Origin of the sequence: Pseudomonas sp. SK (assembly GCF_012975065.1) — a bacterium.
GTDB lineage: Bacteria > Pseudomonadota > Gammaproteobacteria > Pseudomonadales > Pseudomonadaceae > Aquipseudomonas > Aquipseudomonas anuradhapurensis.
Genome location: NZ_CP051857.1, coordinates 3,275,412 through 3,298,442 on the forward strand (window position 1 = coordinate 3,275,412; position 23,031 = coordinate 3,298,442).

Annotated in this window: 14 protein-coding genes; 3 read left to right on the forward strand and 11 right to left on the reverse strand. The window is 65.4% G+C overall.

Translation table 11 applies throughout. The features are described 5' to 3' along the window. Window positions 1-78: 78 nt before the first annotated feature. Window positions 79-966: a LysR family transcriptional regulator gene (locus tag HG549_RS15055; RefSeq protein ID WP_170030301.1), complete on the reverse strand. Its 888-nt coding sequence runs from the start codon at window positions 964-966 to the stop codon at window positions 79-81. A 111-nt stretch (window positions 967-1,077) separates the two neighbouring features. Between HG549_RS15055 and HG549_RS15060 the strand changes: the two genes are divergently transcribed. Together HG549_RS15060 and ppnN are read left to right on the forward strand one after the other, a co-directional pair. Continuing rightward, window positions 1,078-2,139, forward strand: coding sequence for a YeiH family protein (locus HG549_RS15060; RefSeq protein ID WP_170030302.1), 1,062 nt, complete (start codon window positions 1,078-1,080; stop codon window positions 2,137-2,139). Window positions 2,140-2,331: 192 nt separating this feature from the next. Continuing rightward, a complete protein-coding gene (ppnN, locus tag HG549_RS15065; RefSeq protein ID WP_170030303.1) occupies window positions 2,332-3,705 on the forward strand; it encodes a nucleotide 5'-monophosphate nucleosidase PpnN in 1,374 nt (457 codons plus the stop codon). A gap of 5 nt (window positions 3,706-3,710) precedes the next feature. Here ppnN and HG549_RS15070 read toward each other — a convergent pair whose 3' ends face one another. After that, window positions 3,711-3,914 carry a hypothetical protein gene (locus HG549_RS15070; RefSeq protein ID WP_170027521.1) on the reverse strand — a complete coding sequence of 68 codons (204 nt, stop codon included), beginning with the start codon at window positions 3,912-3,914 and terminating at the stop codon, window positions 3,711-3,713. 856 nt (window positions 3,915-4,770) lie between these two features. Between HG549_RS15070 and cysC the strand changes: the two genes are divergently transcribed. Beyond that, window positions 4,771-5,382 carry an adenylyl-sulfate kinase gene (gene cysC, locus HG549_RS15075; RefSeq protein WP_170030304.1) on the forward strand — a complete coding sequence of 204 codons (612 nt, stop codon included), beginning with the start codon at window positions 4,771-4,773 and terminating at the stop codon, window positions 5,380-5,382. Between the two features lie 6 nt (window positions 5,383-5,388). Here cysC and HG549_RS15080 read toward each other — a convergent pair whose 3' ends face one another. The 9 genes from HG549_RS15080 to HG549_RS15120 all read right to left on the reverse strand — a co-directional run bounded on the left by HG549_RS15080 (window position 5,389) and on the right by HG549_RS15120 (window position 22,986). Continuing rightward, on the reverse strand, window positions 5,389-6,885 hold the full coding sequence (locus tag HG549_RS15080; RefSeq protein ID WP_170030305.1) for a TolC family protein: 1,497 nt from the start codon (window positions 6,883-6,885) through the stop codon (window positions 5,389-5,391). 69 nt (window positions 6,886-6,954) lie between these two features. After that, window positions 6,955-15,543, reverse strand: a complete 8,589-nt coding sequence (locus HG549_RS15085) for an Ig-like domain-containing protein (RefSeq protein WP_256665903.1) — start codon at window positions 15,541-15,543, stop codon at window positions 6,955-6,957. A gap of 124 nt (window positions 15,544-15,667) precedes the next feature. Beyond that, window positions 15,668-16,258: a phage tail protein gene (locus HG549_RS15090; protein ID WP_170030306.1), complete on the reverse strand. Its 591-nt coding sequence runs from the start codon at window positions 16,256-16,258 to the stop codon at window positions 15,668-15,670. Window positions 16,259-16,324: 66 nt separating this feature from the next. Continuing rightward, window positions 16,325-16,828, reverse strand: coding sequence for a GNAT family N-acetyltransferase (locus tag HG549_RS15095; RefSeq protein WP_170030307.1), 504 nt, complete (start codon window positions 16,826-16,828; stop codon window positions 16,325-16,327). A gap of 155 nt (window positions 16,829-16,983) precedes the next feature. Then, window positions 16,984-17,982 carry a sulfotransferase family protein gene (locus HG549_RS15100; RefSeq protein ID WP_170030308.1) on the reverse strand — a complete coding sequence of 333 codons (999 nt, stop codon included), beginning with the start codon at window positions 17,980-17,982 and terminating at the stop codon, window positions 16,984-16,986. Then, window positions 17,970-18,770, reverse strand: coding sequence for an aspartyl/asparaginyl beta-hydroxylase domain-containing protein (locus HG549_RS15105; RefSeq protein WP_170030309.1), 801 nt, complete (start codon window positions 18,768-18,770; stop codon window positions 17,970-17,972). Before HG549_RS15105 ends, HG549_RS15100 begins: the two co-directional genes overlap by 13 nt. 24 nt (window positions 18,771-18,794) lie before the next feature. After that, window positions 18,795-20,891: a biotin/lipoyl-binding protein gene (locus HG549_RS15110; protein ID WP_170030310.1), complete on the reverse strand. Its 2,097-nt coding sequence runs from the start codon at window positions 20,889-20,891 to the stop codon at window positions 18,795-18,797. Beyond that, on the reverse strand, window positions 20,888-22,207 hold the full coding sequence (locus HG549_RS15115; RefSeq protein WP_170030311.1) for an efflux RND transporter periplasmic adaptor subunit: 1,320 nt from the start codon (window positions 22,205-22,207) through the stop codon (window positions 20,888-20,890). Before HG549_RS15115 ends, HG549_RS15110 begins: the two co-directional genes overlap by 4 nt. After that, window positions 22,204-22,986, reverse strand: coding sequence for an efflux RND transporter periplasmic adaptor subunit (locus tag HG549_RS15120; protein ID WP_170030312.1), 783 nt, complete (start codon window positions 22,984-22,986; stop codon window positions 22,204-22,206). The genes HG549_RS15115 and HG549_RS15120 overlap by 4 nt, the downstream gene beginning before the upstream one ends. Window positions 22,987-23,031 lie beyond the last annotated feature (45 nt).

The window sequence follows — 23,031 nt, forward strand, 5'->3', positions numbered from 1 at the left end:
CCCCCACAGGAGTATCACCACCGTCGAGCTTGTGGAGGTCCTGTGGCAGCGGGCTTACCCACGAAGAGGCCAGTACAGTCAACCTGCTTCCTGCAGCCCGACACACAACTCCAGAAACCGCGCCGCCGCCCGCGACGGCGTCGCTGCATGCGGCACCAGGATGGAAAACCGCCGCACCAGCGCCTGCGGCACAACCTGCAACCGGCGTAGCGCACCGTCTTCGTGGCGGATCGACATTGCCGATACGAAACCGATGCCCATCCCGGCCCGCACCGCCTCCTTGACCCCTTCCACCCCGGCAATCTCCAGCGCCACGCGCATGGCCACGCCACTGCGGGCAAAGGCCCGCTCGACGATCTGCCGCACGCCCGAGCCGCTTTCGCGCAACACCAGCGGGTAAGCCCCCAGCGCGGCCAGCGTTTGCTGCTCGCTGCCCGCCAGCGGATGCCCGCGCGGCACGATGGCAACGATCTCGTCTTGGCGCCACGCCGTCACTGCCGTGCCCAATGGCAGCTCCTGCCCAGGGGGCCCTTCGATCAGGGCGATATCCATGCTGTCCAGCGCAGCGACGATTTCCGCCGTGTTGCCATGAGAGGTGCTTACCTGCACCTCCGGATAGCGGGCATGGAAATCGGCAATCAGATACGGCAGCAGGTAGCTGGCCGGTGTGGTACTCGCGCCGATGCGCAGGGTCCCACGCTCCAGCCCGCGCATGGCCTCGCGCAGCGCCTGGGCCTGGCGGAAGGTTTCGCGCAGACGCTCGGCATAGGCCAGCAACTGTTCACCGGCCGCGGTCAGCCGCACGCCGCGGCCGGCGCGTTGGTAAAGGGGCTCGCCAAAAGTCTCCTGGAGCAGTTTGAGCTGGCCCGACACCGCCGGTTGCGACAGGTGCAGGGCCTGAGCCGCATGGCTGATGTTGCCATGCTCGGCGACGGTGGCGAACGTTATCAGTTGTTCCGGGGTCATGAATTGAAAATATCAGATGTGCGGATATTTGCCATCCCAAATTACGATTTTTTATAAGCTTATAACCAGATTAACGTAGGCCCTGTCGAAACACCTTTCCGGAGGACTCACATGGCCACGGTTCCGTCCAACCCTGCTATTGCACCTACCCTCTCCACCCGTGGGCGGCTCAACGGCATCCTGTTCGTCGCGCTGTTCGCGCTGGCAGTCACCCAGTTGGCCGCCCTGCCGGCCATCGCCAACCTGGGTATCAGCCCACTGATCGTCGGTATCGTCGCTGGGGCGCTGTATGCCAACGCGCTGCGTGACGGGGTGCCCGCGAGCTGGGCGGCAGGCATCAACTTTTCCGCTCGCAGCCTGCTGCGCATTGCCGTTGCCTTCTTCGGCCTGCGCATCAGCCTGCAGGAAATAGCCGAAGTCGGCTGGTCGGGGCTCATCGTATCCGTGCTGGTGGTAGGCAGTACCCTGCTGCTCGGCTTGTGGTGCGGCATGAAGGTATTCAAGCTGGACCGCGATACGGCCTTGCTGACCGCTGCCGGCAGCGCGATCTGCGGCGCCGCTGCGGTACTGGCATTCGAGTCGGCCCTGCGCAGCGCCCCGCACAAGAGCGCCATGGCGGTCGGAAGTGTCGTGCTGTTCGGCACCCTGTCGATGTTCCTCTACCCGTTGGCGATCAACGCCGGCTGGCTGCAACTGGACACCCTGGGCGCTGGCCTGTTCCTCGGCGGCACCCTTCACGAAGTGGCGCAAGTGGTTGGCGCGGCCAGCAACATCAGCGCCGATGCCACGCATATCGCCACGATCGTCAAGATGACCCGGGTCATGCTGCTGGTGCCCGTGCTGTTGCTGGCCGGGTGGTGGATCAGCCGTGCACGCCAGCCAGGCCAGGCACAAGGCAACGGGCGCATCGCCATGCCCTGGTTCGCCCTCGGCTTCCTGGCGCTGGTACTGGTGAATTCGCTGCAGGTGCTGCCGGGCAGCGTGACGCAGGCGCTCAACAGCCTGGATACCTTCGCCCTGACCATGGCCATGACCGCGTTGGGGATGGAAACGCGCTTCAGCCAGATTCGCCAGGCCGGGCCGCGAGCGCTGGCCACCGGGGCGCTCCTGAACCTGTGGCTGATCGGTGGCGGGCTGGCGATAACCCTTGGCGTACAGAAGCTGCTGGGATGAGGTGAAACCTGGTTGGCTTGTTCGCGGCTAAACCCGCGCCCACAGGTCCAGCGCGATCCTTGTGGAAGCGGGTTTACCCGCGAAGAAGGCAAACGGGCCTCAAGCTTTTTTAGCCTCCCCCTCGTTGCCGCCCACATTTCTCGGTATGGTGTTGTCAAAGAAGGATGTTTTACCCGCACAGGAAAGACTTAGATGCCTCAACGCCATGTCATCAATGCATCCGTCAGCCCCAAAGGCAGCCTGGAGACGCTGTCACAACGTGAAGTGCAGCAGCTGAGTGAAGTCGGTACCGGTAGCCTTTACACCTTGTTCCGCCAGTGCGCCCTGGCCATTCTCAACACCGGCGCCCATGTCGACAATGCCAAGACCATCCTCGAGGCCTACCAGGACTTCGAGGTACGTATCCACCAGCAGGACCGTGGCGTGCGCCTGGAGTTGCTGAACGCCCCAGCCGACGCCTTCGTCGATGGCGAGATGATCGCCAGTACCCGTGAAATGCTGTTCAGCGCCCTGCGCGACATCGTCTACACCGAAAGCGAGCTGGCCAGCCAGCGCATCGACCTGGAAAGCTCCCAGGGCATCACCGACTACGTATTCCACCTGCTGCGCAATGCCCGCACCCTGCGTCCGGGCGTGGAACCGAAGATGGTGGTGTGCTGGGGTGGCCATTCGATCAGCAGCGAGGAATACCAGTACACCAAGAAGGTCGGCCACGAACTGGGCCTGCGCAAACTGGACGTGTGCACCGGCTGCGGCCCGGGTGTGATGAAGGGCCCGATGAAGGGGGCAACCATTGCCCACGCCAAGCAGCGCATGCATGGCAGCCGCTACCTGGGCCTTACCGAGCCTGGCATCATCGCCGCCGAGGCGCCCAATCCGATCGTCAACGAACTGGTGATCCTGCCGGATATCGAGAAGCGTCTGGAAGCCTTTGTCCGTGTGGGCCACGGCATCATCATCTTCCCGGGTGGTGCTGGTACGGCCGAGGAATTCCTCTACCTGCTGGGCATCCTGATGCATCCGGACAACCAGGACCTGCCGTTCCCGGTGGTGCTCACCGGCCCGCGCAGCGCCGAGCCGTACCTGCAGCAATTGCACGCGTTCGTCGGCGCTACCCTCGGTGAAGCGGCGCATCGCCTGTACCAGATCATCATCGACGATCCGGCGGAAGTTGCCCGGCACATGGTTGAAGGGCTCAAGGAGGTCAAGCAGTTCCGCCGTGAGCGCAACGATGCGTTCCATTTCAACTGGCTACTGAAGATCGAGGAAAGCTTCCAGCGCCCGTTCGACCCGACCCACCAGGCCATGGCGGACCTGGACCTGCGGCGCGAACTGCCTGCGCATGAACTGGCCGCCAACCTGCGCCGGGCTTTCTCGGGGATTGTTGCGGGCAACGTGAAGGACAAGGGCATTCGCCTGATCGAGGAACACGGGCCGTATCAGATCCGTGGTGACCAGGCCGTGCTGAATCCTCTGGGCCGGCTGTTGCAGGCCTTCGTCGACCAGCATCGGATGAAGCTGCCTGGCGGCGCCGCGTATGTACCGTGCTATCAGGTGGTGACCTGATCCTGTCAAAGGGATAGCAGAACCACCGGCCATCGCCGGCAGAAGCTCTTGATCTTGATCTTGATCTTGATCTTGATCTTGATCTTGATCTTGATCTTGATCTTGATCTTGATCTTGATCTTGATCTTGATCTTGATCTTGATCTTGATCTTGATCTTCGCGACTTCAGGAGGCCGAACGCAGGCCTTGCGGAGGGAGGTGACGGGCATGGATGCCCGTCAAGCGCTGAGGCCCCATGGATGGGGCCTGCAGCGCGTCCTCCCGGGAGCAAGGCCGGAGTGAGGGAACCCCGCAGCGAAGCGTAGGGGCCGGATGATGGGAGCGCAGCGTTTTTTGGTTACTTTTTGCCGCGTTTGGCAAAAAGTGACTCGCCGTAAGGGCGAAAAGGTGAGTCAGCGTCGCCATCGCCAATGGACTTTGCGCGCGATAAAAACCAGCGCTATCCCGCTTCAATCTTTTCGCTTTTCGCTTTTCGCTTTTCGCTTTCAAGCGTGGGCTTCAACAATGAGGTCAACATTCGTTTTCAAAGGCGGCGCTTAGTCACCTTTCCGCCCTTACGGCGGGTCACTTTTTGCCAAACGCGGCAAAAAGTAACCAAAAAACGCTGGCTCCCATCATCCGGCCCCTACGCTGCGCTCCGGGGTCCCCTCGCTACGGGCTTGCTCCCGGGAGGACGCGCTGCAGGCCCCATCCATGGGGCCTCAGCGCTTGACGGGCATCCATGCCCGTCACCTCCCTCCGCAAGCCCTTCGCTCGGCCTCCTGAAGTCGCATTCGGCGGCGCCTGAACTATCGCGCGCTTAGAAGCCAGATCAAAAGCAGATGCAGACGCATCAGAGACATCAGAGACATCAGAGACATCAGAGACATCAGCAGCATCTGGACTAGGTGAGGTCGGCCATCGGCCTCTCGACAACCCACACGCTGGCACGCCACCGCGCTTGGACCGGTACAACGCCACTTCCCTGCCCGACCAGCGCCCCGCTACCACCCTACCCCTCAAGCATAGACTGACACCACCCGCTACAGCGCAGTACACTCGGTCTTTCTACCCGGAGGGTTCGACGTGCACAGCGCAGGAAGCGAACAACACCCACAGCCGAGCCGACGTGGTGCAGTCATCTGGTTGACCGGGCTATCCGGTGCCGGCAAGTCGACCCTGGCCGTCGCCCTGGCCCAATGCCTGAACGCCCAGGGACACGCCAGTTATGTCCTCGATGGCGATGCCCTGCGCACCGGCCTGAACGCCGATCTTGGCTTCTCCCCCGCCGACCGGCATGAAAACATCCGCCGGGCCGGCGAGGTGGCCGCGCTGTTCGCCGATGCCGGCCTGATCTGCATCGCCGCGCTCATTTCACCCTATCGCGCCGATCGTGCCGCCGCGCGCAAGGCTTGCAAAACGGGGTTCCATGAGGTGCATGTCAGCGCCGACCTGGCAACCTGCGAGGCACGTGACCCCAAGGGGCTGTATCGACGGGCACGGGCCGGCGAACTGCGGGGGTTCACCGGCATCGATGCACCTTACGAGACGCCGCTGCACGCCGAGTTGGTAATAGACACTGCCGGTGTCGCAGCAGCAGTATCGCAGCAGCAGTTGCTGCGCTATGTGCAGGAGCATGTACTGCATCAGGCACTCGAGCAGGTGCTGGAGCAGCAGTCACCCCAGCCCGCTCGATGACCAGGCTCAGGAGCCCGGCGTGATGTCCCCTTGCTGCCAGCGCGCCTCGCTGCTGCTCAGGGCCTGGGCGATGTCGGCAAGCTCGCCGGACGGCAAGGTCGCCGGTAGCGGATCAAGGCCGGCACTGGCGAACAATTGGCCATAGCTGTTACGCAGCTCGGCATAGGCCAGGTCGCGGCGCAGATCTGCCTGCAAGGCGTTCAGCTCGCCCTGGATCAGCTCCAGCTCGCCAATGCCTTCGGCCTGATGGCGGTTGCGCAGTTGCTCGACGATCTGCTGGTCGAGAGCGACCAGTTGCTGGCTCGTGGTGAATTGCCGGCGGGCCTCGCTGAAGTTGGCATTGGCCACGTAAAGCTGGGCCAGGATGGCCATCGACATCGCCTGGCGGCGCGCCTCGACCACCTGCTCGCCGGCCTTGGCCACATCGATCGAGGCAGGGCCAGACAGCACATTGAACAGGTTCCAGGTGATTTTCACACCATAGTCGGCCCAGTGCTGGTTGGTCAGGAAGCTGTTGCTGTCGTAATGGCCACCTGCGGAGAACTCCAGGCCCGGCAACATGCGCAACATCGATTTGCGCACCTCGGCGGCGCTGATACGCGCCTGGTAGTCCTGCTCGCGCAGTTCCGGGCGCGATGCCAAGGCCTGCTGTTCCAGGCTGTCCAGGCCCACCTTCAGTTGGGGCACGGCATAATCGGTATTTTCCGCCAGGGTCAGTTCACTGCCCGGCGGCAGGTTGATCAACGCGCCCAGTTCGGTCTTGGCCAGCGACAAGGCCCGGCGCTGCTCTTCCAGCTGGCGGGTCGCCTCGATCAGCGAACGCTGGTAGGTCAACGCCTGGATCGGGTCACCGATACGCTGGTCGCCCATGCGCTGGCTGTTGTCGCGAGCCTGCTCGACCCGCGCCATCAAGGTGTCGATCTGCTTGAGCAGGCGCTCGGCGGCGACTGCCCGCCAGTATGCCGAACGCACGTCCTGAATGATGGTCTGTACCACCTTGCGGCGGCGCTCCTGCACGATCAGGCGCTGGTCGCCCTGCTGCTTGGCACTGACATAGCTGACGCCGAAATCCAGCACGTTCCAGACCATGGTCAGGTCGGCCACGTCCCGGTCGCGGTCCTGGGAAGTCGAGGGTTCCAGGGATTGGGTATTGGTCAGCACGCTGCGGCTGCTGGAGGCGCTGACGTTGCTACGCCCGGCATAGCCCGCGGAGGCCGCCATACGGGGCAGCATGTCGAACGTGGCCAGGTCCACCTGACGCTGGGCCAGGGCTTCTTCCATGACCTTCAGGCGAGCTTCCAGGTTGTACTTGACTGCCCGCGCCATCGCCTGGTGCAGTGTCAGCGGGCCTTGCAACGCCTCCTGGCCCTTGAACATGCTGGCCAGATCCTGCCGTGCCCGCTGCTCGCTGACGCTGCGCTCGATCGGCTGGGTCTTGACGGCACAGCCGGTCACCGCCAATGCCAACAGGCTCACCGCAAATATCCTTGACGCTCTACTCATCCCTTCCGCCCCCTTTGGCACGGCAAATTGCTTGTTTTTCTGGTCTTGTCGCCCCCTCATGGCCGACGTTCACGCCTGAGGGGTAGCTGCCTCGATCTGTCCCAGCGCCTGGGCCAGCTTGCTGACCTGGCGCTGCTCAGCGTCCTTGTATGCCTGCAATTGCTGGCTGAGGGTCGGTGCCCCTGACAGGCCCTTGCCTGTCCCGGCCTCGGCGCCCTGGCGCCACGGTTTACCCCCGTTCAGCTCGTACTGGCCGCCATCATCCGGCAGCGTCTTGTCAAAGATGTTGGCCAGGCTGCTGGCACCGAAGACATTGGCATCGCCGCCGCCGAAGCCGAGGAAGCCCGCGCCGGAACCATCGCCGAGGGCATGCTGCTGCCCCACGAAAACCTGGGCCAGGTAGCTCGGTGCCAAGGCACCGTTGCGAATGAAGATATCGCCAACGGTCGGCAAGCCACCGCCCGGGCTCGGCACCTCGAACAATGGCTGCGGCACCAGCGGCGACTGGAACGGCGGCAGCGGCACTGCAAGCGGCGCGTGCACCGCTGCAGTCGAGCCGGGAAGGCCCGGTTTTGCAGGCGGATAGGCACGGTACTCCGGGTCGCCATCGCTGGACGGCAATGGCTGGCCCTGGCCGCTGAAACCGCCCACCAAGGCATTCCCGGCAATGTCGCTGATGCCGGTGCCATCGGCTTTCAGTGCCAGTGCCAGCGTGCCACTACCCGCCACTGCAGCGACATTGACTTGCCAGGTGTGGCCGTCGATACGCACCAGCGATTGCAAGGTGCCGGTGGCACTGCCGGTCGCGAGCAGCTGGAAATCAGCCAGGTCGACACCCCTGACCTCCTCGCTGAAGGTGACCGTGAACGCTTGGCTGCCAGGCGTGGAAAGCGGCACCGGAACGATCGACTCGACGCTTGGCAGACGTGTGTCGACCGTCACCCCGGCGCTGTCCCCCACCGCATTGAGCCCCGGATTCAGCGCATTGCCGAGCGCATCATGCAGGCTCGCACCATTGGCCGAAAGGCCCAGTACCTGCACGCCATCGGCATCGTTGTCGCCGGCCTGGATGCGGTACTGGAACACCAGCGTGGTGGTCGCCGATCCGGCGACGAAGTCGGCAAACACCGTACGCCCACCGATATCCAGGGCCAGCTGTGGAACGCCATCGACGATGACCGCTTCGCTGGTATTGACCACGAAGGTCAGCACATCACCGGCGTTGTAGGCGACCGCGGCCGGCACGCCGACACTGCTTACCGTGGGCGCATCGCGATCGATGCTGTAGGTGGCGCCCACCAGGCCGCCACTGAGCAGGTTGCCGGCGACGTCGCTGATGCCGGTACCGCTGGCCTTGAGGTTCAGGCCCAAGGTGCCGGTGCCGCTCACGCCACTGACGGTGATTTCGTAGACACCTTCGCCAAGCTGGCGCAGGCCGCTCAACGTACCGCTGGCGGAACCGCTGCTGGCCAGGCTGAAGTCGCTCAGGTCCACGCCATTGACGCGTTCGCTGAAGGTCACGGTAAAGCGCACGCTCTGCGCATTGCTTGGCGATGGGTCGAGGGTGACGATGGCAAGCGCGGCCGGTGCCTGGGTGTCGACCAGTACCTGGCGCATATCGGCAATGTTGTTCAAGGTGAGGTTCATGGCATTGCCCAGTGCATCGTTCAAGCTCGCACCGTTGGCCGCCAGGCCCGTCACGCTGATGCCGTCGCTGTCGTTGTCGCCGGCCTGGACGATGTACTGGAACACCAGGGTCGCCGTGCCCGCACCGGCCACCAGCTCGGCGTAGACCGTGCGCCCCCCCACCTCCAGCAGCAGCCGCGGAGAGCCATTGACCTCGACCGCCTCGCTGGCATTGACCACGAACACCAACGCATCGCCGGCATTGTAGGTCACGCCAGCAACCGGCCCGCCAACGCTGGTCACGCTCGGCGCACGGGTATCGACGAGATAGGCGTTGGACTGCGCCGTGCTGTCGCCGTGGTTGCCTTGGGCGTCGGTGACCAGGCCGGTGTCCAGGTACACCCGGTTGCCGTTGCTCTGGCTGCCAGTGGTCGGCGTCAAAATGGCCGTCCAGGTGATACCGCCATCGCTGCTGGCCAGGCCGCTCAGCACGCCGTTATCGGCCTGGAGCTGGGCCAGGGACAGGCCGCTTACCGCCTCGTTGAAAGTGATGGTCACCAGGCTGGTCTGGCCGGCGCCCAGCTGACTGTCGGCAACCACGATGCTGGCCGTCGGGCGCTGGGTATCGATGGCGTAGTTGTTGGAGTCGGTGGTGCCGACCCCGGCGTTGCCGGAGGCGCCGACCACTCCGCTGTTATTCAGGCTGATCAGGTTGCTGGCGTCCTCGACGTTGGCCGCCGGGGTGAAGGTTGCGGTCCAGGTCACGCCGCCATCGCTGCTGCTCACGGCACTCAAGCTGCCGTTGCTCACGCTCAGGTCGCTGTTGTCGAAGCCACTGACCGCCTCGCTGAAGGTGATGGTCACCAGGCTCGTCTCGCCGGCACGCATGGCGCTGTCGGCGACCACGATGGTGGCGCTGGGCAGCACGGTGTTGACCGTGTAGTTGGCCGACTGGGTGGTGCCGGTGCCGACGTTGCCGGCCAGGTCGGCGATGCCGCTGTTGTTCAGGCTGATGACGTTGCTGGCATCCTGTACCGCCAGTGCCGGGGTAAAGGTTGCGGTCCAGGTGATGCCACCGTCGCTGCTGGCCAGGTTGGCCAGGGTGCCGTTCTGCGCGGTGAGGTCGGCCAGGTCGAGGCCGTTCACCGCTTCGCTGAAGGTGATGGTGACCTGGGTCGTCTCGCCAGCACGCAGCGCGCTGTCGGCCAGCACGATGGTCGCAGTCGGGCGCTGGCTATCGATGCTGTAGTTGTTGGATGCGGTACTGCCGCTGCCGACGTTGCCTGCCGCGTCGGAAACGCCGCTGTTGTCCAGGCTGATCAGGTTGCTGGTGTCGGTGATCCCGCTGGTCGGCGTCAGGGTCGCGGTCCAGGTAACGCCGCCATCGGCGCTGCTCAGCCCGCCGAGGGTGCCGTTGGCCACCGTCAGATCGGCCAGCGTTAAGCCGCTCACCGCTTCGCTGAAGGTGATGGTCACCAGGCTGGTCTGGCCGATGCCCAGCTGGCTATCGGCAACCACGATGCTGGCCGTCGGGCGCTGGGTGTCGATGGCATAGTTGTTGGAGTCGGTGGTGCCGACCCCGGCATTGCCGGAGGCGCCAACCACTCCGCTGTTGTCCAGGCTGATCAGGTTGCTGGCGTCCTCGACGTTGGCCGCCGGGGTGAAGGTCGCGGTCCAGGTCACGCCGCCATCGCTGCTGCTCACGGCACTCAAGCTGCCGTTGCTCACGCTCAGGTCGCTGTTGTCGAAGCCGCTGACCGCCTCGCTGAAGGTGATGGTCACCAGGCTCGTCTCGCCGGCACGCAGGGCGCTGTCGGCGACCACGATGGTGGCGCTGGGCAGCACGGTGTTGACCGTGTAGTTGGCCGACTGGGTGGTGCCAGTGCCGACGTTGCCGGCCAGGTCGGCGATGCCGCTGTTGTTCAGGCTGATGACGTTGCTGGCATCCTGCACCGCCAGTGCCGGGGTAAAGGTTGCGGTCCAGGTGATGCCACCGTCGCTGCTGGCCAGGTTGGCCAGGGTGCCGTTCTGCGCGGTGAGGTCGGCCAGGTCGAGGCCGTTCACCGCTTCGCTGAAGGTGATGGTGACCTGGGTCGTCTCGCCAGCACGCAGCGCGCTGTCGGCCAGCACGATGGTCGCAGTCGGGCGCTGGCTATCGATGCTGTAGTTGTTGGATGCGGTACTGCCGCTGCCGACGTTGCCTGCCGCGTCGGAAACGCCGCTGTTGTCCAGGCTGATCAGGTTGCTGGTGTCGGTGATCCCGCTGGTCGGCGTCAGGGTCGCGGTCCAGGTAACGCCGCCATCGGCGCTGCTCAGCCCGCCGAGGGTGCCGTTGGCCACCGTCAGATCGGCCAGCGTTAAGCCGCTCACCGCTTCGCTGAAGGTGATGGTCACCAGGCTGGTCTGGCCGATGCCCAGCTGGCTATCGGCAACCACGATGCTGGCCGTCGGGCGCTGGGTGTCGATGGCATAGTTGTTGGAGTCGCTGGTACCAACCCCGGCGTTGCCGGAGACAGCACCAACCACACCGCTGTTGTCCAGGGTGATGAGGTTGCTGGCGTCCTCGACGTTGGCGGCCGGGGTGAAGGTCGCCGTCCAGGTGATGCCGCCGTCGCTGCTGCTCACGGCACTCAAGCTGCCGTTGCTCACGCTCAGGTCGCTGTTGTCGAAACCACTCACTGCCTCGCTGAAGGTGATGGTGACCAGCGTGGTCTCGCCCACGCGCAGCGCGTTGTCGGCTACCACGACAGTGGCGGTCGGGGCCACGGTGTTGACGATGTAGTTGGTTGACTGAGTGCTGCCCACCCCCGCGTTGCCGGCCAGGTCGGCGACACCGGTATTGTCCAGGGTGATGAGGTTGCTGGTGTCGCTGATACCGCTGGCAGGCGTCAGGGTGGCAGTCCAGGTGATGCCGCCATCGACGCTGCTGAGCCCGCCGAGGGAGCCATTGGCCACCGTCAGGTCGGCGGTGCTCAAGCCGGTCACTGCTTCATTGAAGGTGATGGTGACCGTGGTGGTCTCGCCGACCGTGAGGGTGGTGTCGGCGACCGTAATCACAGCAGTCGGGCGCTGGGTGTCGATGGCGTAGTTGTTCGAGTCTGTCGTGCCGCTGCCGACATTGCCCGCCAGGTCGATTACCCCGGTATTGTCGAGCGTGATGAGGTTGCTGGCATCACTGACATTGCTGCTCGGGGTCAGGGTCGCGGTCCAGGTGATACCACCGTCGGCGCTGGCGAGACCGCTCAGGCTAGCGTTGGCCACGCTCAGGTCGGCAAGGGTAAACGCGCTTACCGCCTCGCTGAAGGTGATGGTCACCGTGGTGGTCTCGCCGATGCGCAGGGTGCTGTCAGCCACCACGATGGTCGCGGTCGGGCGCTGGGTGTCGATGGCGTAGTTGTTGGAACTGGTGGTGCCGCTGCCGCTGTTGCCAGCCGCGTCGGTCACCCCGGTGTTATCCAGGGTGATCAGGTTGCTGGTATCGCTGACGCTGCTGTCCGGCGTCAGCGTGGCGGTCCAGGTGATGCCGCCGTCCGCGCTGGCGAGCCCGCTCAACGCGCCGTTGGCCACGCTCAGGTCGGCAAGGGTAAAACCGCTTACCGCCTCGCTGAAGGTGATGGTCACCGTGGTGGTCTCGCCGATGCGCAGGGCGCTGTCAGCCACCACGATGGTCGCGGTCGGGCGCTGGGTGTCGATGGCGTAGTTGTTGGAGCTGGTGGTGCCGCTGCCGCTATTGCCCGCCATGTCGGTCACCCCGGTGTTATCCAGGGTAATCAGGTTGCTGGTATCGCTGACGTTGCTGCCCGGGGTCAGGGTAGCGGTCCAGGTGATACCACCATCGGCGCTGGCGAGGCCGCTCAGGCTACCGTTGGCCACGCTCAGGTCGGCAACGGTGAAACCGCTTACCGCCTCGCTGAAGGTGATGGTGACCAGCGACGTCTCGCCGGCCTGCAAGGCGCTGTCGGCTACCACGATGGTGGCGGTCGGGCGCACGGTATCGATGGCATAGTTGTTCGAGTCGGTGGTGCCGCTGCCGGCATTGCCGGCGAGGTCGCTGACCCCGCTGTTGTCCAGGGTGATGAGGTTGCTGGCATCACTGACATTGCTGCTCGGCGTCAGGATCGCGGTCCAGGTGATACCGCCGTCAGCGCTGGCGAGACCGCTCAGGCTGCCGTTGGCCACGCTCAGGTCGGCGAGGGTCAGGCCGCTCACCGCCTCGCTGAAGGTAATGGTCACGGTGGCCGTGTCGCCAATTTTCAAGGCCGTGTCGCTGATGCTGATCGTGGCGGTCGGGGCAATGGTTTCCTGGATTGCCACCTGCACCGCCGCTGCAGCGGATGTGCCACCGTCACCGTCATTGAGGGTGATGCTCAGGGTGCGGCTGGCCTGGCCGATGGCGTTGCCGGCATTGCTGTTTTCGTAGGTGAGGTTGCGCACCAGCGCCTGCACCGCCGCCGCATTGGCATTGGCGTTGAACGTGACCACCAGGTTGGCCCCGCCACTGCCGCCAGACAGGCTGCCGATGGTGACCCCGCCATAGCTCACCGTGCTGCCACTGACACCGATCTGCCCGGCGCCAGTGCCCTGGTTGCGCAGCCCCAGCAGATCCTCGCTGGCCACGCCATTGGCGCTGATCGCCACGCTCAGGTTGCCACCGGCGAAGTCGGCGGAATCGCTGTCGCTGACGGTGGCATTGCCACCGCTGTCGATCAGCACCGCGCCGCTGCCTTGGGTGAAGGTGACGCCGTCACCATTGAGGTTGCCGATCACCGGCACGCTGTTGAGTGGCTGCACCACCACCGAGGCTGTGCGGCTGGTACTGCCCATGTCATCGTTGACGCTGACCGACACGCTACGGGTACCGCTGGTGTAGGCCACGGCCGCGTTGCCGTAGGCCACTGCGGCGAGCACCGCGCGGTATTGCGCCAGGGTGGCGACACCGCTCAACGTCAGCACCGTGCTGCCCGACCCGCTGACCGTGATGCCGAAGCTGGCTGCGCTGGCAATCTGCCCGGCACTCAGCGACAGGGTTTCGTTGCCGACATCCACCACACCGCTCAGGGTCAGGGTGGCGCCGCTGACCTGGGTGTCGCCGTCGGTCTGGGTGAGGCTGAGGTTGGGTACGATCGCCACCGGTGTGCCGGTGAAGTTCACCGTACTGTCGTTACCGCCGCTACTGGTGTCCAGGTCGACCACGGGAGGCGCGGCATACAGCACCTCGTAGGCACCGATGTCCACCCCGGCGCCACGCGGCCGGACAAAGCCGCGCAGGTCGGTGAGCGTGGCACCGGCAGCAGTGCCCTGGTCGATGGCATTGCTGGCGGTCGAGGCCAGGCGGTAGTCGCCGCCTGCAGCATTGACGAAGTCGACCGAAACACCGATCAGGTTGGTGGTGCTGGTATAGCCGCCACCGGTGCCGTTGTTGGTGGCGGCATCCAGCGCGACACCATTGACCGTGTTGCCGGTGAGGATGCTGTTCTGCACCGTCACCGTGCCAGCGCTGCCCGGCGACCAGCCAAGGCCGGCCGAACTGATCGTGCCGGTACTGGTGCTGAAGCTGTTGTTGACGATGGTGCTGTTGACGATGCTCACCGAGCCGCCGGTATTGTTCAGCACGATCACCGCACCGGCGGCGACGACGCCGGTGGCACCGTATTCGCCGATGTTGTCGTAGATCGCCACGTTTTCCAGCACGTGGTTGTTGGCCCCGCCCAGACGCACCAGCGACGACATGGCCGTAGCGCTGGCGATACTGCCATCGTTGTCGTGAATGGTCGTGTTGCGCACGATCACCGTGGAGCCCAGCGTGGTCGCCGAGTTGATCACGGCACCGGCGTTGTCCTGGAAATTCGAGTCTTCGACGGTGATCGAGCCCGAGTTGGCCCGGATTGCACCGCCGGCCAGGTTACCGGAGAAATAGCGGAAATCCAGGTTGCGCACGGTCAGTGCACCGTTGGTGTTGCTTTGCAGGCCCGACGATTCCAGTGAGTCGCGCAAGCCGTTGTTGTTGACGTCGCCGCTGAGGATGATATCGCCCTGGCCGTCACCGTCGACGTCGCCATTGATGGTGACGTTGCTGGTGACCAGCAGCGCCGAGGCCGTGGACCAGCGGATGGTCTGCCCCTTCAGCGATTGGTGGAAGACAATGATATCGCTGCCGCTGCCGGCGCTGGAGCCATCCACCGCAGCATCCGTGTTGGCGGCCTGGATGGCCTCGGCCAGCGACACCTTGCCGTTGAGCGCCGTGGAAGATGCATCGGTGTCGGTAACGGTAATGGTCGCCAGCGAAGTGGTGAACGCCGACAGGTCCCCGCGCTGCACGCCGGTATCTGTCGCCAGCACCCCGGAGACGGTTTCCAGCTGCCAGTCCTCGCCGGCGCGATTGCCGGTGGCGTTCGCCGAAGCGCCGACATCGGCGCCGGTGAGCCGCGCCACCTGGTCAACGAATAGCTGGCCATCGCTGCCCGCGCCGGTGTTACAGGCGAAGAAACGAATGTCGCCACCGTCCGCCAGGCTGGCGCCGATGCGCGCCAGGTCGCTGGCATGGCTGGCCAGCTGGTTGGTCCACACGGCATTGCCGGCCAGGTAGACGTAGCCACTGTCACCGTGGCTGATGATATCGATGCTGGTCACGTCGCTACGGCCATCGAGGTAATCGGCAATCTGCTTGAAACCATCCTTGCCGTTTTCCAGCACCACCACCTCGACCCCTGCGGGAAGGCCGGCAATCAGCTTCTGGTAGTCACTGACGGCAGAGTCGACGAACACCACTTCGTGGCTGCCCGCAGCCGTGGTGGCCGGCGCCGTGGCGGGGGCGGCGTCGTGCGCAGCTGCAGTGTCCTGCGTGCTGCTGGCATCGCTGGCCACGCTGGGGTCCTTGGCCGTTGCGGCTGCCACGGCCTGGGCGCCCTGGTCGGCGACCACGGCTACCGAGGCGTCAAACATCATGCGCGGTTCCAGCGCCTGGATGAGGCTCGGACGGTTCATGGAAACGGTGGGTTGTGCGTGCGAACGGTTGCGTTTCCAGAAAGCCATGTCGACCTCATTCAGCCTTGCAGCTGGTTGTTCCTGTCGTTGTGCCCGTGCGGCGGCGTGCGTGTAATCGACCCCCAGGCATCGCAGGGCAGCAAACAGCCCCGCGATGCCACCCCGCCCTGGTTCAGTTGCGGGTCGGGAAGATGCCTTCCAGGGCAATGATGAAGTTCATGCCCAGGTAAGGCGCTTGTACCGGAACAGGTATCGAGCTGCCGCCCGCCACCACGTTCGCTGCCGGAATGTTGGCATCGAACGGCTTCAGGGTGGTGCTGGCGGCAGCATCGGAGTAGATGCTCGCTGCCGCTCCCGAACCGGTGGTGTCGTAAGGTGTGGCCAGCACGCTGGCGGTGGTGGGCTCACCGAGGTTGGCATCGGTGACCACCGCCGGGATGGCGACACTGGCTTTGCTGGCAGGGATCGCCACGGTGATGGGCGGCAGGTTCTGCGGCAGCAGGCTGACCTGGTTGACCCCGGCCATTTCACCCTGGTCCACGGTCGGCAACCCCGGCCCGGTACCCACGCCAACGGGCATGCGGCCGCGCAGGTCAGGCAGGCCGAACGTGGTCTGGCCATTGCCGCCGTAAGTGGTGCCGAGGATGGCGAACAATGCGCTGTTCTGCGAGATGCTCAACAGCTGCCCTTGGCACTGTGCCCAGCCACGCGGCGCGAAATTGCCTGCGAACATCCTGATCTCACCGAGGAATGGCTCACTCATTTTCCGATCTCCTATCACTACGCTATAGAGCGGGCCACACAGCCCCGCGGAATATGACGCGCATCGTCAGGCAGGCCTGTCGACGTGAAAAACTGCGCGCGCCGGCCGGCGCATCTGCAGGTACAGGCCGTTGTCGCCAACCACTTCGAAACCGTGGCGCTGGTACAGGCGCAGCGCCGGATTGTGCAAGGTCACGTGCAGGCCGACGCCGAGGCCTTGTCGATCGGCCTGGGCCAACCAGTGCCGGATCAGCCCACTGCCGATGCCCCGGCCTCGCCAGGCGGGCATCAAGGCTGTATCGATGATTTGCAGATGGCTGTCGGCCCACAGCAGGTAGGCGCGGCCGATCGCTTCACCGGCGATTTCGATAATGGAGAAATCGGCGTCGGCAAAGTGCATCTGATAATGGGCGTGCTGGGCCTGGAACTGCTGGTCGAGAAACGCCTCGATGGCAGCCTGGTCCCACGGCAGCATGGCCACTTCGTCAGCCCGGGTGGTGCCGTAGAGGGTACGCAAGAACGCCTGGTCGGCGTCGGTGATGGGGCGCAGGTGCACTTCGGAGCTGGCCATGGTGTCGCGTCCTTGCAATAGTCAGCCCCTTGGTAAGGGGCGCACATCCTGTGGATTGCCCTGCATATCGGAAACAGCGTAGCCGAACACCGCGGCAAATCGCCACCACTACCTCAGGCTCGCCATGCACTTTTATCAAACAGTTGTTCGAGGGCTCACCCCGCCAGCGCCTGCGCCTGGCTCAAGCGCAGGGCTTCCAGGGCGTTGTACGGTTCCATGGCCCATTGGCGCACACCCTCGCGCACCGCTTCGCTGGCTTCCTGGCGTTTGCGCTGGCTGTCGGCGCTGAAGGTCATCGCCGGTTGCTTGGCATCGAAGGCTGCCACCTCGCGCAAGGCTTGTTCAACGCCGGGTGCCAGCCCTAGCAGCGGGCCAAGCCGGCCCCAGGTCGCATCGGGTAATTCGTTGTAGTTGACCGCAATACCGCCATGCTGCCGGCACAACGCCAGCCCTGCGTTGAGGATTTCGCCGACCATCCTGCAGGTGTACTCCACCACGCCCATGGCCCCGGCCTGCGGCAACAGCACATCGAAAGCCGACGGCCCGAGCAGGCCCGGGACCCGTTGCATGCCCGCCTGACGCAACTGCGAGGCGACAATCTCCAGCGGGTCGCGGTACAGGAACAGCCGTGGCACCTGGGGGTACAACGCCGCCAGCACGGGAGCCTCGAACACGTTCCAGGCATCGAGCTTGACCAGCAACTGGCGCTCATCGCCCTGACGGCGCTGGCCGTAGGCGGACAATAGCGCCTGCAGCGCCGCGCCCTGCCAGGCTGCGGCAGCGGCATCCTGCAGCGGCGCGCGTAACAGGCTGTCCAGTGGGGGTGGCTCGGACAGCACTATGTTGTGCGCCTGGCTGGCCAACAACTGCGCGACCAGGGTCGAGCCACAACGCGAGGCATGGAACAGCAACGCCGACGGTGCCAGGCCCGGGCTGCGTGCGTGCCAGTCAAGCAGCGCCTGGATATCACTGTCACGGCGCAGCGCCTGGTTGAACGGCAGGCGCAGGGCCAAGTCGACCTCGTCGCGGAAAAACGGCTTGCTCAGGTGACGCTCTGCGAACCAGCACCAGTCCACCCGCCAGTCGCCGTCCCTGCGCCACAGGCGGATGGGCAGCCAACCGTGGAAATCAGCCGTGTTGATCAGGCTCGCCATTGCTCGCTCCATGCTTGCCGGCCCCGGCGCATGGCGCTGAGCACTTCGGCCTCGGAAAATGCCAGCCCCAGGCTTGCGCCCAGGCTGATGGCCTCGGCCACGAAGGCCTGGGTTTGCTGATGGGCCTTCAGGCGAGCGGCCAGGGCCGGGTCTTGCGCCACCTGCTGGCGAAAATCTTCGAACGCCTGCCCCGCCCGGCCCAGGCACAAGCCTGGGGTCTGTGCACGGCCAGTTTCGATCAGGCTCAACAGCCACGGGTCAGGCAGGCAATCGAGCACCAGGTGAATGCGCTCACCTGGCCCTGGGTTGTCGACCCGGTGGGGTCGTGACAGGTCGATGAACCAGCACTCGCCTGGACGCATGGGGACTTGCAGGCCATCGACCAGAAATTCCACGCCAGCCGGGCTGAGCAACGGCACATGCAAGCGCAGGCAACCGCCTGGCCGGCCCAGGTCCGGGTCACGGTGTTCATGGATGCGCGCGCCCGCCCCCAGGCGCAGCAGACGGGCAGCGCGCAGCGAGCTGGCAAACGGCGCGAGCAGGGCCTGCCAGGCCGCTTCTTCCTGCCACCAGGCCAACCGCAGCGCAGCGCCCTGGCCGGGAGCAAGCGGCACAACGGCATCTTCGGCGGCCACCAGGGCCACGCCGCTCCAGTCACCCTGGTGGTAGCCGCTGTTGAAGTGAGGCTGCCAGGCATCGCTGGCTACCCGTTGCAATGCCGTCAGCACTGCCGGCAGGTCGATGGCCAGGTCGAGGCGAGCGCAGCGTGGCAAAAGCAGTTCGGGCATGGGCACTCCTTCAACTGAACAGTTCTAGAAACCACTCTCACGCACGCCCAGCGCGGCCAACCGACGCCAGGCTGCTTCCAGCAACGACTCGCGGGCACCGTCGAGCACCACCACGCCGCGCAGCGGCTGAGCAACCTCGGCGGTTGCTGTCATTGGGCTGAGCCATACGCCGTACTGCGCGTGCAGCGGTTCCGCACGCTGCTGGCTGTCGCGGCGCACGGCAATCGGGCCGTGGCGATCAGAGGCCAAGGCTTCCAGTTCCAGGTAAGTCGCCCCGGTGGCATCGACCTGTTCCAGGCGCACTGGCACTGCGGCACGCAATGGGTCATCGGCAATGAAACGGCCTTCGATGCCCGCCGCCACTCGCCACAACTCGGCCTCGGCCAGGTAACCACGCAAGCGCACCCCAGGCTCGACGATACGCCCCAGGGGTTGGGCGGTATTCAGCCATTGCCCAGCCGCCAGCCCGGTCGGCAGGTCGCGCACCACCCCGTCGTACGGGGCGCGCAGCAGTAGCCGTTGGCGCTGCGCGGCCAGGCCGCGGAACTCCGCCACCGCCTCGGCCAGTTGTTGTTCGAGCACGCCAGCGTCGCCGGCGGTGGCACTGCGCCCGGACTGCCGGCGCAGCAGCAACTGGAGAATCTGAATTTCACGGCGAACGATCGCCTGGCGCGAATCCAGGTCGGGCGACTCCAGCTCCAGCAGCAATTGGCCCTGGCTGACCTGCTGGCCATCCTCCACCAGCAAACGCTTCAAGCGCGCCGCCAGCGGGGCGTGCAAGGCACTCACGCGGGACGCTTCGAGCATTGCCGGCACTTCCACCGCACCGCGCCAAGGCACGACCAGCAGCGCCAGCAGCAGCAACAACCCAAGGCCACTGCGCAAGGCCTTGTGCGGCTGGGCCTGGCCGCGCCGCTGCCACCACTGCTGCAGCTCCTTGCACACTGGCAGGCCGATGAACCACGCCAGTTCGACCAGCATCAGGAAAATGCCCAGCAGCTTGAAAAACAGGTGGTACACCGCCAGGGCGATACCGAAGAACAGCACTGCACGCCACAACCAGGCACCATAACCCCACACCAGCAGGCGCTTGTGCATGCCTTCGGGCCAAGGCTCGGGTTTTGCGTCGCCGTAGCCGAACAGCGCCTCGCGCAGGCGCCAGCGGCACAGGGCGAAGGCGCGTTGCTGCAGGTTCTCGACGCCCCACAGGTCACTGACCAGGAAATAACCGTCGAACCGCATGAACGGGTTGAGGTTGACCAGCAAGGTAGTGATCCAGGTGGCGCTGGCGAGCATGAACGCTGCCGTGCGCAGCGGCCCATCGGGCAGCAGCGACCAGGCCAGCAGGGCCAGCACCGCCAGGACCAGTTCGGCGAAGATGCCCCCGGCATCGATCAGCAGCCGCGAGCGCCGATCACTGACCCGCCAGGCATCACTGACGTCGGTATAGAACATCGGCAGCATCACCATGAAGGCCACCCCCATGCTCTGCACCCTGCAGCCGGCCCGCTTGGCCATATAGGCATGGCCGAACTCGTGGCAAAGCTTGGCAAAGGCCAGGGCCAGGCCGAAGACGAGCATGCCGCCCAGGCTGAACAGGTGCGGGAAGGTAGCGATGAAACGCGACCAGTCGCGGGCCATCAGGAATAGGCCGAGTACCAGCAACGCGGGCAGACCAAAGCGCAACAGCCAGCCGGCATGGCGTTCGAGCAGCGGCCAAGTGCGATTGAGGAACGCGTCCGGACGCCACAACGGGATACGGAAGAACAAGTACTGGTGCAGCGCCTTCTTCCAGATGCTCTGCCGGGTGGCCGCGGCTTTGCTGGCGTAGCTTTGACGCTGCTCGGCATCCTGCGCGCTCAGCAGGTCATGTTGAGCAAGGAACCCTCGCAGTGTCTCCAGTTCGTCGGCTTGCAGTCGCGCGCCTGGTTCGGCATTGGCCGCCGCCAGTACCTGCTGCGGATCGCCCAGGCCCCAGTGGTGCAACAAGCGCACCGCGGCTGCGCCGAGCTTGAAGTAACGACCGCGCAGCGGGTCGGCCAGGGTCCATTGCGCTGAACCGTCCAGCGCCGGGGCCGCTGGCGACAGTTGCAGGTCGGCTCGCAGGGCCGGCAGCATCACCAGCCCAGCCCTTGGCGCACGGCCGCCAGCGGGCGGCGCAGCAGGTAATAGGCCAGTGGCGCACGCTCGCCATACAGCTTGGCGGTGCCACGCAGGCCGATGCGTGGCGGCGCCTCGACGAACGCCGCATCCAGCCGATAGGCCAACTGCCCGGCAGCCGTAGCCTGGGCTTCGTAGGCGGCACGCTCGAGCTGCGCGGGGTGCCGGTGCAACGGATCGCTGTCCAGGAACAGCGCCACCTCGGCCCCTGGTTGCAGGGCGATGGCGTCGCCCACCGGCAACTCCATGCGCAGCTCGGCCTTGGCGGGATCGGCCAGTTGCAGCAAGCGCTCGCCGGTCTGCACCGGCTTGCCGGTCCAGCGCTGGGCATCGGCGAACACGGCAATGCCATCCCGCTCGGCGCGCACTTCGCTGCGCGCCAGCAACTGGCGGGCGTAGTCGAGTTCGGCGCGCTTCTGCTCCACCCGTGCAGCCAGCAGGTCGAGGCGCGCACTGGAATCCGCATCGGAGAAGGCGCGCTGAGTGCTGGCTTTGAGTTCGGCCTCGGCAACCCCCAAGGTACGCTCGGCAACATCCGCCTGCGCCTTGAGCGAGGTGTCATCGAAACGCACCAGCAGTTCACCGGCGGTCACCGTCTGGTTGGGTTTGACCCGGAACTCGGCAATCACGCCGTCCAGCGGCGCGGCTACCACCTGGCCACCGCGCGGCACCACCTCGGCGGGCGCCAGCACCGCCTGACGTACCGGTATGCACAGCACCACCACGGCCACCGCCACAAGCGCCAGCAGGCGCCGCCGTGGCCAGCGCAGGCGCCAGGGGCGCGCCGGGCGCAAGGCCTGCCAGGCATGGCCATAGGTTTCTGCCAGGTGCACCAGCAGGGCCTGCTCGGCAGCGTTGAACGGGTTATCGCGTGCCAGCCACAGGCCGCCGAAGGTTTGCCCTTCACGGTTGTGCAATGGCAGCCAGAAGGCCTGCGCAGCAGACAAAGCCTGCCAGTCGTCGCGCACCTGCGCATCGAGTATCGCCGGGTTGACCGCTGCGGCGGCATCAGCAGCACCGGCGGCCTGCAACTGCCTGGCGGCGCGCTCGACAAAGGCCACGAACGGCGCATTGCTCTCCACCACGCTGATACCGGTCAGGGCCTGGACCTTGCCTTCGATCAACAGCGCGGCATGACGAAAGCCGAACAGCGCCTGGCCATCGTTGACCATGGCATAGGCCAACTGCTCGCTGCTGGCAGCTTGGCGAGCCTGCCGTTCCAACCCCAGAAACCGGGCGAAGGCATGCTCAGCCATGCCGTTGGCGGCGGCCGTCATGGTTGTGCCGGGAAAATGGCCGTACCGCTCATGCCCGCCAACAGCCCTTGGGCGTCTCGCGGCAGCTCGCCGATCAGCAGCAGGGTCTGGCTGCCTTCATCGATCCGCGCGCCCACGCGCTTGACCTGCGCCTGCAGCGGTCGGCCGGTTTCATCCGGGGTGAACTGGAAGGGTTGGCCGGGTTTGAGACGTGCCAGCCAGTTCGATGGCACCAGCAGCTGGATCTCCAGCGAGCGGTTGTCCACCACTTCCAGCAGCGGCGCCCCGCTGGGTACGCTTTCGTGTGGCTGGGCACGGCGTTGCACCACACGGCCATCGAACGGTGCATTGACCACGCAACGCCTGACCTGCACCTGGTACACCTGCGCTTCGGCCTGGGCTTGGGCCTGCCTGGCCTCGGCCAGGGAAACCTCGTACCGGCCGACCGACTTGAGGGCGGCCAGTTGCCGATTGTGCTCGAGTTCTTCGCGGGAAGCGCGTACTGCCGCCTGGGCGGCGTTGAGCTGGGCCTGGTAAGCAGCGCAATCGAAACGCGCCAGGGGGCTGCCCTTCTTGAAGTCTTCGCCTTCGGCATAGGGCATCTCGACGATGCGCCCGGCCAGTTCACTGGCCAGCACCGCGTGATCGCGGGCGCGCAACACGCCACGGGCGTTCTGCCCGGTGCCTGCATCGCTGCGTGTTGGCGTGTCCAGCAACGGGTCGCCTGGTGCGTCACTGGCAACGGCCAGCGGCACCTGCAACACAGCCAAGACCAGGGCCAGGCGGATGGCAGGACGCATGGTGCACACTCCTTGTGAACTCGGTGGCCGGAGTGTACGACAAAG